This is a genomic window from Micromonospora marina, assembly GCF_900091565.1.
Taxonomy (GTDB): domain Bacteria; phylum Actinomycetota; class Actinomycetes; order Mycobacteriales; family Micromonosporaceae; genus Micromonospora; species Micromonospora marina.
On sequence record NZ_FMCV01000032.1, the window covers coordinates 26,167 to 40,492 of the forward strand.

The window sequence follows — 14,326 nt, forward strand, 5'->3', positions numbered from 1 at the left end:
CAGCAATCGTGACTGTCGTTCGAAAACGTGCCTTCATCGGCCACCAGAGCCTCACACTCTCCTCCGCCGAGCGGGCCTCGGTCGAGGCCCTCGCCGTCGGACTTACTCAAGCTCCGCCGAACCTGGTCGATGACGTCGACTGGCTGGCCGAGGCACGCACGGCGAGTTGCCGGCTTCCGGCCCGCCTGATGGAGGCGGTCCGTCGCTTCCGGCACGACCCCGGCGCGCACGGCGTGTTGACCATCGTGAACTTGCCGGTGGGCGCAGGCGCGTTGCCGCCGACACCGTCGGTGCCGAACTCGGTCGAGCGCCGGGCCACGGTGGCGTCCGGCACCGCCATGGTGCTGGGGCACCTGCTCGGTGAGGTCATTGCGTACCGCAGCGAGAAGCGCGGCGCTCTCGTCCAGGACGTGGTGCCGGTGCAGGAGTTGCAACTCACACAGAGCAACGGTGGCACCGTCCCGCTGGAGTTCCATACCGAGAACGCATTCCACCCCAACCGACCGGACTTCGTGGGGCTTCTCTGCCTTCGCGTGCCAGGCGAGGAGCCGGTCGCGACCCGCGTCGCGTCGATCCGCCGGGGCCTCGCCCTGTTGAACGAGACAGATCGGGCAGTACTGCACGAATCCCGGTTTCGCACCGAGGCGCCGCCGTCGTTCCAGTCAGCCGGGCACAGCGACCCGCACAGCGTGCTGACCGGGGCCGCCGAGGATCCCGACATCCGGGTCGATTTCCACGCGACCACCGCGCTGGACGACCGGGCCGCCACGGCCCTGGCCCGGCTCCGGGAGGCGTTGCTGGAGGTCTGCGTGGACCTCCAGCTCCAGCCTGGCGAGATGGCCGTGCTCGACAATCGGCTGGTGGTGCACGGCCGCAGCGCGTACACCCCACGGTTCGACGGCAACGACCGGTGGTTGCACCGCATCTTCGTCCACCTCGATCCGCGCCGCAGCCGCAGTCGCCGTCTCGGCGGCGGCCCGATCCTGGACTGAGTTTCCGAAGGAAACGCCATGAGCACCCTGCATGAACTGCCGCACACGATAGTGGGCTGCGGTGCGGACATCACCGCCCTGTGCGGGCGACAGGACGAGATCCGGGCCGCGGTCGCTCGCCATGGTGCAGTGCTGCTGCGCGACTTCCGGGTCACCGGCGTCGACGACTTCGAGCGCGTGGTCGAGGGGATATCCGGCCACACGCTGACCTACCACGAGCGGTCGTCGCCCCGAACAGCGATCAAGGGCAATGTCTACACATCGACGGAGTACCCGCCGTCCGAGGAGATCTTCCTGCACAACGAGAACTCGTATCAACAGAAGTGGCCGATGGCTCTGTACTTCTACTGCGTCGATCCGCCGGCCACCGGTGGGGCCACCCCGCTGGCTGGCACCCGCGACGTGCTGACCCGGATTGATCCAGCGGTGCGCGAGGAGTTCACCCGGCGTGGCTGGATGGTCGTCCGCAACTTTCGGGAAGGCTTCGGGGTCAGTTGGCAGGACGCGTTCGGCACCGGTGATCGCGCAGTTGTCGCCGAGTACTGCGCGCAGAGCGGGATCGAGATCACCTGGACGGGCAACGACAGCCTGCGGACGCGCGCGGTCCGTCCGGCCGTGCACCTCCATCCACGGACGGGTGAGCGGGTCTGGTTCAACCATGCGACGTTCTGGCACGTCAGCACGCTCAGTCCGGATGTCCGGGACGGTCTGCGTGCCATGTTCGCCGAGGACGAGCTGCCGAGCCAGACGTTCTTCGGTGACGGCGGGTCGATTCCGGACGCCACCGTCGAGCACCTCCGGGACTGCTACCGGGCCGCGTCGACGCGTTTCGACTACCGCCGCGGGGACATTGTCATGATCGACAATATGCTCGTCGCCCATGGCCGCGAGTCCTTCACCGGGGCGCGGCGGATCGCGGTCGCGATGGCAGAGATCCACGACAGCCGTGCACTCGTCGTCACCCGGCCGGTGCCGTGAACGGGTAGACCGAGGTGACGACCTCGATCTGCCGCCCTGCCGCGCTTCGCGGCAAGCTCCCGCTCACCGTGGGTCGTACTCGTCCTGCATGGACCCGGTCCATCCATGGCCTGAGCCCTCGCACGCTCGAACTGGTTGGCAATGGCCCTGTTCGGTCGTGTCCTACTGTAGGTGAGCTTTCCGAAATTGTGGTTTTTCCCATTATGGCGAACCTGCGCGGCGATCCGATCGGTAGCCCCTCTTCGGTCGCAGAAGATCGTCGATCAACTGACCGAGTAATTTTGCGCACTGCCCTCGATCATGAGGAACCCGTAATCTTGAGGCCCGGAGGACAAGTACGGGGGTGGGGCATGAATCTGTCCGATGAGGTCGCCGTCCGGCGCCGCATTCGGGGATGGACTCAGGAAGACTTGGCGCACCGCACCGGCCTCAGCGTGCGGACAATCCGGAACCTGGAGCTGGGGGTGGTGCAGAAGCCCCGCCGATCTTCGGTCGACCTTCTCGCACGCATTCTGGGCATCGACCATCACTTTGCGAATCCGGCTGATCATGCCCGGAAGATCGACCGGTGGCGCGGCACCAGCCCGTCGAACTCGCACTTTGTCGACAACCAGTCCGGCAACGAGCAACTTGTCGATCTGGTTCGCACGGTGAAGGCGAACCGGCTGACCACCTTCGTAGGGCCGGGCGGCGTCGGGAAGACCTGGCTGGCCTTCGCCGTGGCTGCGGAGCTCGGCGCGTCGTTCCACGACGGGGTCGCAGTGGTCGAACTCGGCGAACTCGTGCCGGAGAGCGTGACCGGTGGCTCGCAAGAGGCTGCGATCGCGCAAAGGGTGCACGAGGCGATCAGCCCGGACGGCGATCGCCATCTACTACTGATCCTCGATACCGGTGAACACCTCCCGGCTGGCACGATCATGGTCGCTCGAGAGCTGCTCAACAGCTCGCCCGGGATGCACATCGTGATCACCGCGAGGCGACGGCTGACCGATCGACTGGGCGTGAACCGGAAGATCCAGCCGTTGTCCGCTCACCCCCCGCATGGCGGATTGGGGCGAGGGCCCGCCATCGACTTCCTGCTGCTGCATTCGGGCGTGGATTCGGCGACCGCCGAGAGCCTGCTGACCGAACTGCCGAATTTGGTCGAGCTTTGTCAGCGACTCGGCGGCATCCCGCGATATCTGGAGTTCGCGGCCGAACGGATGCGTACGGTGCCGGTTCGACACCTTCTCGCTTGCGGCCCCTCGCTGGACATGCTCTCCACCAACGACCATGCGTTGATGCCCCATCAGCGGTCAGCTGCCGCAAGCATCGGATGGGACGTTGACCTGTTGCCGATCGGCCACCGTCGGATCCTGGCCCGGATGGCCGCACGCACAGAAGCGACATTCACCTTCGACGACATCGTCGCCGAGTGTGAACGCCTGCCGGAAGTCGAGACCGGCAACCCGATCGCTCTGGCATCCGAGCTGATCGGCTGCACGCTGGTACAGCCAGGCGTGCCCGGCCGGCACCACTATCGTCTGGGCCCGTACGTTGCGGACTTCGTCCGACAACAGGGCATCGGACTGATTCGGGAAAACTTGGGAGCAGCATGACATCCGTCAGAGCCGGCAAGGACGCCGTATCGCTGTGGCGCAATCGGGATTTCGTCGCCCTGTGGAGCGGGCAGGTGATCTCCTCGCTTGGCACCGGGATCAGCACGACGGCCTTTCCATTGTTGGTCCTGGCGATGGTCGGCGGCCCGGCGGAAGCCGGCATCGTCGGCGCTGCGGGGTCGGCGCCGTACCTCCTGTCGCTGTTCGTCGGTGCCCTGGTCGACCGATGGAATCGTCGAGCGATCATGTTGTCGGGCCAACTTGTCGCCGGGATATCGCTGTTCAGCGTCACGGTGGCCATATGGCTCGGCACCTTGACCGTCATCCATCTTGCGTTGGCGGCATTCGTACAGGGCGTCTGTGCCGTGTTCTACCGCGTAGCCGAGACTGCCGCGCTCCCGCTGATCGTGCCCGCAGCACAGCGTCCGCTCGCAGTCTCGCAGTCCGAGGCGAGGTCTCGAGGTGCCTACCTGGCCGGGCCCCCGCTCGGCGGTGTTCTGTTCGGCCTCGGCGCAGCGATTCCCTTCCTCGTCGACGCGATCAGCTATCTGGCCGGCGCGGTCGGGGTACTGGCCATCCGGCGGCCACTGCAAGGGGAGCGGGTCGTCACCCGACGTTCCATCGTCAGGGATGTGGGGCAGGGACTGCAGTGGTTGTGGCGGGTCGCGTTCGCCCGGACGGCCATTCTGCTGATCGCGGCCAGCAATGTCGTCTTCCAGGCGCTGGTGCTGATCCTCATCGTGCTGGCCAAGGACCATGGCGGGTCGCCCGGGGAGATCGGCCTCATGATGGGCATCTACGGTGGTGGCGGGCTGGTCGGCGCCTTCGCAGCCGGGTGGCTGCATCGCAAGCTACGCCCCAAGTTGGTCCTCGTCGCGATCAACTGGGTGTGGGCGGCCCTGCTACCTCTGCTGCTGCTGACCTCGAATCCGCTGATCCTGGGGCTGATCGCCGCGGCGTGTGCGTTCGCCGGTCCGCTGTGGAACGTCGTCATACTCAACTACCAGATGGCGATCGTGCCGGAGCACATGATGGGCCGGATCACCAGCACCGCGATCTTCGTGACCTCTGGCGTGATGCCTGTCGGCTCCCTCGGGGCGGGATTCATGATCGCGGAGTTCGGCCCCGTTCATGCACTCGTGGTGCTGTGCGTGATCATGCTGGTCATTGCGATCGCGGCTGCGGTCAGCCCGTCCGTCCGCCACGCACCACCGCCAGACGATCTGGAAGCTCTGGCGGCGCTTGCCCCCCTACCTCCCAAGGCGAGAGCATGACCCAGACCGGCACCAGATCGCTTCATGCTCCCGAGTTCCTGCATGAGTTCCTGCTCTGGCACGCAGCCGCCCGACCGGATCAGGCCGCTGTCCTTGAGCGGTCCGCCTCCGGTGTGTTCCGAGCCGTTTCATACGGCGAGCTGCGGACACACGCCGAGGAGTACGCGGACACGCTGGCCGGCCTGGACCTCGATGTCGGCGACCGGGTCGTCGTGGACTCTGACACGTCATCGGCCGCCATCGCCTTGCTGATCGCTTGTTCGATGCTGGGGCTCACCTACGTGCCGGTCAGCCCGGAGGCGCCGGACGCACGGGTACTCGCGGTAGCCGAGGCCGCCGGCGCGGTGCTGCATCTGCAGCCTGACGACGGCCGCCGCGAACCGTTGTGTCCCACTCGGGGCCGGGGCCGCTTCGGCCCTGACGGGCTGCGGATCGAGCAGCTGCCACCGGTCACGCTGTGCCGCCGGGCGGCCCTGACCCAGACGGATCCCGCGTACATCGTCTTCACTTCCGGAACCACGGGGCGGCCCAAAGGTGTGGTGATGAGCCACCGAGCGGTGCTCGCCTTCTTCCGGGGAATGTTGACGTACAGCATCGTCGGCCCGGACGATCGCGTTGCCACCACCTCCCCGCTGCAGTTCGACTTCTCGCTGCTGGACATCGGGCTGGCCCTCGGCAGCGGGGCGACGGTCGTCCCGGTGCCCCGCGCCGTGCTGCGCTGGCCGCGCCGGTTCCTGGGCTTCCTGGGAGACAGTGCCGCTACCCAGGTCAACGGGGCGCCGTCGGTCTGGAGGGCGGCGCTGCGCCACGAACCGGAGAGACTCGGCAGGCTCGGCGAACTGCGCGGCATCCTCTACTCAGGTGAGAGTTTTCCGCTGGCAGAACTGCGCCGGCTGCGTGAACTGCGTCCGGGGATTCGTATCGTCAACTGCTACGGCAGCACCGAGTCGATCGCCTGTACGTTCACCGACGTGCCCGACCCGGTGCCGGACGACGGCCCGGGAATCCCGATCGGCGTCGCTCATCCGGGTGCGGAGCTGCTCCTGATCGACGAGCACGGCCGGCCGGTCCACGGGGCCGGTTCCCGCGGCGAACTCTACCTGCGCAGCCCTGCCCTGTTCACCGGTTACTGGGACGACCCGGAGGCAACCTCGGCGGCCCTGGTGCCCGATCCGGTGGAGCCCCGATCGGGTCAGATCCTCTACCGCACCGGTGATCTGGCTTACCGGGGCGAGGATGGGCTGTTCTACTTCACTGGGCGAAGAGACTCCCAGGTGAAGATCCGGGGGAACCGGGTTGAGCTGACCGAGGTCGAGCGGAGGCTGATGGACTTCCCCGGAGTGACCGCCGCAGTCGCGCTGGTGCTGGGTCAGCCGGTCGAGCAAACGAGACTCTGCGTGTTCGTGGCCACCAGTCTGGACAGCGACACCACGGTGGCCCAGGTCGCGGCGTTCTGTAGGCTTACGCTGCCCGAGTACATGATTCCGGCAGAGTTGCACCTGGTCGAGGAGCTGCCGGTGACAGTGAACGGCAAGGTGGACAGGGCGGCTCTGGCCGCCCGGTATGCCACCGATGTCGCATGACGGAGCCGCTGTGGCGCTCAACGTCGAGGGATGAGCCCGGCGAGGCGTTCCTCCAGAGCGGCGAGCACGCCCTTGATGTGCGGAAGGGCGAGGGGATCCGGGGCGGCCAGAGACTCCGCGCGCTCCTCATCGGTCGAGCCGTAGAGCAGGCTCGTCGCCGCCCGGAACCGCAGCGCGGCCGGGTCGTCACCCTGATGATGCCCGCCCAGGACGGCGACACCGTGTGACTCGAGCAGCTCGTGTTGCAGCGACGCCGAATCGGTCACGCCCCGCAGGGCCAGCTCGGCGCGCACCGGCTCGAAGTCGGGATAGATGTAGAAGCCGCCGGTGGGCGGGCGGCAGGTGGCACCGGCCGCGACCGTCAAGCGATGCACCGCACCGGCTACCGCACCGTGCAGCCGGGCGCCCGCGGCCATGTACTCGCGGATCTCCGGTGGTTCGGCGAACGCGTACGCAGCTACCTCCTGCATCGGTTGCGCCAGCGCCGACCAGGTCTCGCTGGCGACCGCCACCAGGTCGTCCCGCAGCCGGGATCCGTGGTTCCCGCAGGGGAACCGGACGCCGCCGATGCGCCAGCCGCCCAGCGCGAGGTTCTTGCTCAGGCCGGTGGTGACCACGGTACGTTCTGGTAACAGCTCAGCCGGGCTCAGGAACTCGGTCAGCGGCGAGTGCAGCATGTCGCGGTAGATCTCGTCCGAGATGATCCACAGGTTCTCCCGGGACGCGATCTCGCACAGCCGGCGGACGGCCTCCGGTTCGGCGACGGTGCCGGTCGGATTGTCGGGCAGACTCAGCAGCAGGATGCGAGGGTCTCGCCCAGCCCGGCGAGCGGCCCGTAACGCGTCGTCGAGCGATTCCGGGTCAGGCACACCGCCGTACTCAGCCGGTATCGGTACCGGGATCACCGACTTCCCGGCTAGCCTGGCCTGCGGCGGATAGGTGTTCCAGCACGGGGCAGGCAGCACGATGTCACCGGGCAGCACTACCTGCAGTCCGAACAGTAGCGCCTTGCTGCCCGGACCGATGATCACCTGCCCGGGATCGGTGGGCAGCCGCCGACGGGTGAAGTAGCCGGCCAGCGCGCTACGCGCGGCGAGATCACCGGCGACCGAACCGTACCCATTTCGTCCAGCTCCGGCCGCGAGCCGCTGGACCAGCGGCTCGAAGACCGGCAGCCGGGCTTCCCCGAAACCGAGGTGCACGATGAACTCGCCGGCTGCCTGGCGCTCGGCGACACGCTGATCGAGGGCCATGTTCGGGGCCATCTGACGGATCATCAGGCGACCGCCGTCCCACGGACTGCGGCCGCGATGTCCTCCGGGGTGTCGGGGTCGAGCTGTAGCTCATCAAGCCACGCCGCGGTCGGTGACTGGCGGGCCCGGAAGGGCCGACCGACCAGGGCCGGGTCGCGGGCCTGCAGAAAGCGCAGCTGCAGGGCTTGCCCTCCGCGATCCGTGACCACACCGTCCACCACCACCTTGCCGGCTGTCGCCGACATGACCGGGCCTCGAACGGTACGGGCCAGGCCCGGCAGATCCCGGTAGGCATCCTGGAAAATGGCCGCCGCCCGCTCCAGCGGCACCTTGAAGTAGTCGTACGGCCCAGTGTCCCGCTCGACGAACATGTAATAGGGCACGGCGCCGTTCGCGAGTTCCGCGTGCCACATCTGCTGCCACACCACAGCGGAGTCGTTCACGTGCGCGATCAGAGGCGCCTGACAGTAGATGAGTACGCCGGTCGCCCGGAGGCGCGCCATGGCCCGACGGGCCAACTCTGGTTCGAGCTCCCGGGGATGGCTGAAGTGGGCCATCACAGCCACGTTGCGGCCGGTGGCGATGATCTGCTCGAAGAGCCGGAGCAGGTCGTCGGCGTCGGCGTCGGTGACAAAGCGCTGGGGCCAGTACGCGAGCGACTTGGTGCCGAGCCGGATGGTGCGCACCGACTCCACCTCGAGCAGCGGGCCGAGATGACCACGCAGCCGTTCGGTCGACATCACCAGTGGATCGCCACCGGTTACGAGCACATCGGTGATCAGCGGGCGGGTCCGGAGGTAATCGACCAGTTCGTGCGGTCCCGGCGCGGCGAACCGCAGGTCGACGTCCCCGACGAACTGTGCCCAGCGGAAACAGTAGGTGCAGTACGAGTGGCAGGTCTGACCCTGACTTGGGAAGTACAGCACCGTCTGCTCGTACTTGTGCTGAACTCCGGCCAGGGGCTTACCGTCGGCCCGGCGGGGGACGTTGTACTGGCGCTGGCCGGACGGGTGTGGGTTGAGCCGTTCACGGATCGCCCGGACCGTGGCCCTCAGCGCAGCCCCGTCCCCGCTGCGAGCCAGCGCCGCCAGCTGCCGCTCGTCCTCAGCCAAGAGCATGCCGGGTTGGGGAAAGACCAGTTGGAAGATCGGGTCTTCGGGAATCTGCGACCAGTCGATCAGCTCTCCGAGGACGTACTCGTTGACTCGGAAGGGCAGCACCGTCGAGACCAGCCGAATGGTCTCCCGCAGATGCGACGGGATCCGGTAGCGCTCGGCGAGTTCGTCGACGTGCTGGGGGCCCAGCGCGCGGAAACGCTCGGTCCCGGACAGCACGGGTGCCGTGACCGTCATGCGCTTACTCCGGCCACGGCCTGGAGCTGGACGATATGCGCCCACAGCGTCCGGGCGGTGGCGAACGTCTCGAACGCCAGCAGCTCGTCCGGGATCTCGATGTTGTACGCGTCCTCAAGCACACTCAGCAGTTCCACAGTGCCGAGCGAGTCCAGCCCGAGGGCGGACAGTTCGGCATCTGGGCTCAGCTCCTCGCCGGCCGGCAGGGAGGGGAGCAGCGCCCGCAGCATCGATTCGAATCGCTCGTCCCAGGGCGACGCCGAGGGCGAAGTGCCCTGGGCCGGAGCTCTCACCGGTAGGGCTTCCAGGTCCAGCGCACCGGTCGCCGTCCGCGGCCAGCCGTCGACCTGGACGATCGCCTTCGGGACCAGCCGGCGAGGCAGGTGGGCCAGTCGGCGGCGAAGTTCGGCGGTTTCCAGAGGGATACCCTCGGGGGAGTGCAGATAGGCGGTCACCTGCTCGCCGCGGAGCGCCACGACGACTTCCGCCCCACTCGCCAGCCAGCAGAGCTTGGCGCGAACCCGAGCCAGATCGAGGGTGCGACCGTCGGGCGTGGTCGACGCCATCCGGGTGCCAAGGTGCTCAATCGTGCCATCGGCGCGCATCAGGGCCAGTTGCCCGGTTTGGAACATCTGACAGCCGGACGCGCCGCCTGGCTCCGGTCGGAACTTCTCCGCGGTACCAGCGGGGTCGTCCAGGTAGCCGTCGGCCAACGCAGGCCCGCTCAGCCACAGTTCGCCGACGACGCCGACCGGCACTTCCCGCCGCTGACGGTCGAGAACCCGGGCGGCAAGACCCGGCAGCGGGCGGCCGTCGACGATCGCCCACCCAGCCGTCTCGGCCGATCCGAGGGCGGAGGACCGGCCTGCGCCGACCGGTTCCACCGGACTACTCAGATCGGCCGCGGTCGGCCTGCTGGCCGGTGACTGATCGGGTGCAAGCGGGTTGGCCGGCGCCAGTAGGAGCAGGACATCAGCCATGATCCGCCACCAGGGACGTGGGCCGACGGCAGGCCGGATACCACCGGTGGTCGATGATCCGGCCATCGCAAATGCCAGTGCTCGATGCGATATCACCACGCCGGGTCCGTCGGATCGGTCGCCGGTCGGCAGGACGCACGCTGCCGTGCCGATTCGTCGGTCACCACCCCCGGTTGTGGTCACCTGAAGCCCTGCGGCTCCATCGGCCGGGCTGATCACCGCACAGACACCGCGGGCGGAAAGCTCCACCGGCACCCAGCAGGAGCTCGTCTTCCACACCCCGATCATCGCCACCAGCAGTAGGCGGTGGCTGACTGGACCTGCGACAGCGATCAACGAGCCGGGGCTGACGCCCGCGGCGCAGAGCTGTTCCGCAACTCGGTCGGCGGCGGCGTCGAGTTCCCGATACGTCAGCGATCCCTCGGCGTCGCACACGGCCGGAGCATCCGGCTGTTCGGCAACGTGTGCGGCGAGGAGGTCGAGTGCCGGTCGGGGCTCCTCGTCGGAGCCGGCCTGACCAGCGGCGGCGATCCGCGCCACCTCGCCGGGCGGTAGGCAGGGTGCCAGCGCGTCTCCGTCCGGGCCTGCGCACATCTGCTCCAGCACATGGCGATAGATCTCCCCCAGCCGCACGGCGTTGTCCCGACTCAGCAGGTGGGTGGTGGTGTTGATCTTCACGAGTCCGGTGATCGTGAAGACGTGCAGCGCGAATTCGTTGTCCGTCTCGGTGACCGAGGAGTCCCAGCCGAGCTGCTGATGGTCGACGTGGTGGAAGTCGAGGTAGCTGAAGATGATGTCGAACAGGCGGTTCTCGTCGCGGACGTCCTGCTGGATCACCTGTAGTGGCAGGCGACGGTGTGGCCACATCCGGGCGAGTTCCTGGTGCACCGCGGAGATCAGCTCACCCCAGGTACGGGCGCCGTCCGGGATCGCGAACGGGACGGTGTTCACGTACATTCCCGGCACCCGCTCCGCGCCGATCATCTCCGGGCGTGCGTCGCAGACCAGGCCGGTGACGAAGTTGTCGGTGTCGGTGACCGTGCTCAGCACCTTCAGGTGGGCGGCCAGCAGCACCGCCTTCAGGGACGTCCGGGTGCGGACGGCCAGCTGGCGCAGTTCGTCTTCGATGTCGCGGAACGGCACCAGATGCTGGTAGCGCTCGTCGGGCTCGTTGTGGTCACCCTGCCAGGCGTACGGGACCTCGGCCGGAACCCGGCCCTCGAGTACGCCGCGCCAGTACTCGCGATCCGGTGCCGACCGCAAGGCGGCGGACTCAGCCGCGATATGGTCCGCGAATCGGAAGGCGGCCGGCGGTGCCTCGATCGGAAGCCGGCCCTCGCGGAGCGCGCGGTAATCGGCCAGGATCTCCATCAGCAGCAGGTGGAAACTCCAGCCCTCCACGGTCGGGTGACACTCTGTCATCGACAGCCACCAGTCGGTTTCGTCCGGGCTGGTGTGCGCGTGCAGACGGAGCAGCGGTGGCTTCGTCAGATCGAACGGAACCTGTCGCTGAGCGGCGGCATAGTCGAGCAGTGCCGGGCGCCAGTCGTCGGCCGTCATGGTGCCGTGTTCGGTGTGCCCGACAGTGATCACGGCCGTCGGGTGAACCAGTTGTAACGGCATCGAGTAGCCGGTCATGTGGAAGGACGTCCGAAGCACCTCGTGCCGGTCGACCAGGCGTTGCGCGGCGGCCTGCAGCGCGTCGAGGTCGAGCGGCCGGGTGTCCTTGACAAGGAAAGAGGTGGTGTCCTGATAGCGGCACTGGTCGGGCCGGGCCCGCATCTCGATGATCATGCCGAGCTGCCCCATCGCCAACGGGTACGCGTCAACCAGGTCCGGGGGCAGAAGCGCCCGGTCAGCCACCGCCAGCTGAGTGAACGGTGCGACCGGGCGCGTCTCGTCCGGGGGCGAGGTACGACCGGCGACGACACTCGCGAGGTCGTCGATCGTCTGGTGGGCGAGGATGTCCGCCGCCGCGACGTCCAGCCCTTCCGCCCTCAATCCGGCGGCCACCGCCACGGCGAGTAGAGAGTCTCCGCCGACATCGAAGAAGTTCTCCTGGCGGTCGATCCGGTCCAGCTTCAGCGCTGCCCGCCAGGCCGCGTCGATCCGGCCGACCACCTCGGCGACCTGGTGGGGGTCGGCCGGCACCGCAGGGCTGACCGGGCGGGTCACCCGAATTTCCCGCCGTTCGCCGCGTTCGATGCCGACCTGCTGCCAAAGCTCGGCGAGTGTCGTGTCCGACGCGGCTACCGCTGCGGTCAGGAAGCGCTGGTAGGCAGTCGCGATCCGCGCCACGGTCGACTCGTCGAAGATCGCTGCCGCGTATCCGAGCAAGCCCTGGAACTGTTCCGCCAAGTCTTCGACGATGTGGAGGTTGAGGTCGAACTTGGCGACCGGTTCGGCTTCCCACGGGACGTGCTCGACCCGCAATCCGGCCAGCTCGAAGACATCCTCCTCCGTACGGTTCATGTCGAAGGCGGCTCGGAACAGCGGATTCCCGCTGGCACTGCGGGCCGGATGCAGATCGTCGACCACCCGAGTGAACGGGACGTCACGCCGGTCGAACGCGTCGAACGCCTCGTTCCGGACCTCGTCGAGCAGCTCGGTGAAGGTCTGCTCGACGGTGCAGCGGATGCGGATGACCACCGTGTTGACCAGGAAACCGACGACCCCGTCGAGCTCCGGCCTGGTACGAGCACTGACCGGCATTCCGATCGCGACGTCGGTGCTGCCAGCTACTTGGGCCAGCGTCGCGTGGAAGGCGGCCAGCAGTACAACTGATGGGGTCGCTCGCCTGTCGCGGGCCAGATCTCGGACGGCCGTCGCGGTGGCCTTCGGGATGACGACCTCAACCACTCCGCCGCGCGGGTCTGGACGGTCCGGCCGGGGTGCGTCGTACGGCAGCTCCAGTTCGGCGAGGCCGGCGAGCCGCTGGCGCCAGAAGTCGAGCTGGAGCTGCTGGCCACCCGTGGACCAGAGTTCGTTCTCCGTCCGGGCGTAGTCGGCATACTGCGTCACTGGCTCGGGCAACGCGGCCGGTGTGCCGATCGTGTATTCGGTGTACCAGGCGTTCATCTCGGCTGCGACCTGCCGGAGGGAGGCGTCGTCGCAGGCGATGTGGTGAATCACGAGCACGAGGTGGTGAACTTCGGGGGCCAGCCGAAGCAGCGTCACCCGCAGGGGGGGCTCGCGGGTCAGGTCGATCGAGGTCTGCCGCTCCACGGCGGCGATCCGCTCGGCTTGGGCCTGCGCGTTGTGCGGACCGTCCCCACCGAGATCGATCTGCCGCAGATCGAACCGCCCCGGCGGATCGATTATCTGGACCGGGGTGTGGGCCGCGTAGCCGTACCGGGTGCGCAGTACGTCGTGTCGCTCGGTGATCCGCTCCCAGGAACGGCGCAGCGCCTCGGCATCGAGCGGCCCGATCAACCGCAGCACACATGTCATCAGGTACGCCGGGCTGCCCGGGTCAAGCTGGTTGAGCACCCACATCTGTTGTTGGCCGCTGGAGAGCGGCGCGGTCAGCTCGACCTCTGGATGAACCGACATCACCGCACCGAGCCTGTCCCGTTCGCGGGGGCCGCCACCGGTCGGACGCTGAGCGGCCTCATATCGGTCCATATGGCGGCGATGTGTGCCAAGCAGTCCGCCCGATCGCCGACGGTGCCCTCCCGCCGCCAGCCGGTAGGCGGCTCGCGGTCAGCCAGCCAGACCGAGTATTGCTCCTCATGATTGGCCACCACCTGGTAGGTCCTGTTCATGGGCTTCCCCTCCCCGGCTCAGTCGAATCCGTCGACCGGCGGAACACGGCAAGTGGCGCGCGAGCGGCACCGTCACTGCGAGGAAATCGTTACAACGGCCCGGCAACCAGGCCAGGTACGGAACCGGCAAGTTCGGTGCTCAGGTTTGCCGCCCGTTCTCCCGTCCGCCGCCGCCACCGGCCGATCGTCAGCTCATCCGGCGAACACCGCTGCCGGCGCCGCGCTGGCGCTCCTGGTCTGGTCAGAGTCGACTCGCCAGGCGTTTCTACGTCTCGAAGCCGGCCGGTGCTCCGCCGGTGCTCCAGCAAGCTACTAGTACGGCAGCCGCCATTTGCTAGGTGAGCAGGGCGTATTCGCGGTTGAGGCGGGTGCGTTGGTGGTGCCAGCGGGCGCGGGCCTGGTGTCGGCGTCGCCAGGTGAGCCAGTCGATGGCGTGTCCTGGTGGTGGTGGGTGGTGCAGGGCGTCGGCGAGGAGTCGTCCGACCTCGGGCACGGTGAGCGGGATCAGTCCGGGATCGGCCGGTGGTGGCTGGTCGGGTGTGGTCGGTGGGG

At 67.9% G+C, this 14,326-nt stretch carries 9 protein-coding genes and 1 pseudogene; 5 read left to right on the forward strand and 5 right to left on the reverse strand.

All coding sequences use genetic code 11. The features are described 5' to 3' along the window. Positions 1-8 precede the first annotated feature (8 nt). The 5 genes from GA0070215_RS26215 (at position 9) to GA0070215_RS26235 (ending at position 6,425) form a co-directional block, all read left to right on the forward strand. Positions 9-992, forward strand: coding sequence for a TauD/TfdA family dioxygenase (locus GA0070215_RS26215; RefSeq protein ID WP_081636048.1), 984 nt, complete (start codon positions 9-11; stop codon positions 990-992). Between the two features lie 18 nt (positions 993-1,010). Then, positions 1,011-1,970: a TauD/TfdA family dioxygenase gene (locus tag GA0070215_RS26220; protein ID WP_091051089.1), complete on the forward strand. Its 960-nt coding sequence runs from the start codon at positions 1,011-1,013 to the stop codon at positions 1,968-1,970. A 350-nt stretch (positions 1,971-2,320) separates the two neighbouring features. Then, on the forward strand, positions 2,321-3,568 hold the full coding sequence (locus tag GA0070215_RS26225; RefSeq protein ID WP_167361579.1) for a helix-turn-helix domain-containing protein: 1,248 nt from the start codon (positions 2,321-2,323) through the stop codon (positions 3,566-3,568). Then, complete coding sequence (locus tag GA0070215_RS26230; RefSeq protein WP_091051099.1) at positions 3,565-4,842, forward strand: MFS transporter; 1,278 nt, start codon at positions 3,565-3,567, stop codon at positions 4,840-4,842. Before GA0070215_RS26225 ends, GA0070215_RS26230 begins: the two co-directional genes overlap by 4 nt. Then, positions 4,839-6,425 carry an AMP-binding protein gene (locus tag GA0070215_RS26235; protein ID WP_091051104.1) on the forward strand — a complete coding sequence of 529 codons (1,587 nt, stop codon included), beginning with the start codon at positions 4,839-4,841 and terminating at the stop codon, positions 6,423-6,425. Before GA0070215_RS26230 ends, GA0070215_RS26235 begins: the two co-directional genes overlap by 4 nt. 17 nt (positions 6,426-6,442) lie before the next feature. On the opposite strand, the gene GA0070215_RS26240 is transcribed toward GA0070215_RS26235, so the two are convergent. The 5 genes and pseudogenes from GA0070215_RS26240 to GA0070215_RS26260 form a co-directional block, all read right to left on the reverse strand. Then, positions 6,443-7,690, reverse strand: coding sequence for a pyridoxal phosphate-dependent aminotransferase (locus GA0070215_RS26240; protein WP_244167158.1), 1,248 nt, complete (start codon positions 7,688-7,690; stop codon positions 6,443-6,445). Between the two features lie 11 nt (positions 7,691-7,701). Further along, positions 7,702-9,030: a KamA family radical SAM protein gene (locus GA0070215_RS26245; RefSeq protein ID WP_091051115.1), complete on the reverse strand. Its 1,329-nt coding sequence runs from the start codon at positions 9,028-9,030 to the stop codon at positions 7,702-7,704. Then, positions 9,027-13,634, reverse strand: coding sequence for a condensation domain-containing protein (locus GA0070215_RS26250; RefSeq protein ID WP_091051119.1), 4,608 nt, complete (start codon positions 13,632-13,634; stop codon positions 9,027-9,029). Before GA0070215_RS26250 ends, GA0070215_RS26245 begins: the two co-directional genes overlap by 4 nt. Beyond that, on the reverse strand, positions 13,562-13,774 hold the full coding sequence (locus tag GA0070215_RS26255) for an MbtH family protein (protein ID WP_091051123.1): 213 nt from the start codon (positions 13,772-13,774) through the stop codon (positions 13,562-13,564). The genes GA0070215_RS26250 and GA0070215_RS26255 overlap by 73 nt, the downstream gene beginning before the upstream one ends. A gap of 334 nt (positions 13,775-14,108) precedes the next feature. Continuing rightward, positions 14,109-14,326, reverse strand: a pseudogene (locus tag GA0070215_RS26260) (IS701 family transposase); the annotation flags it as partial.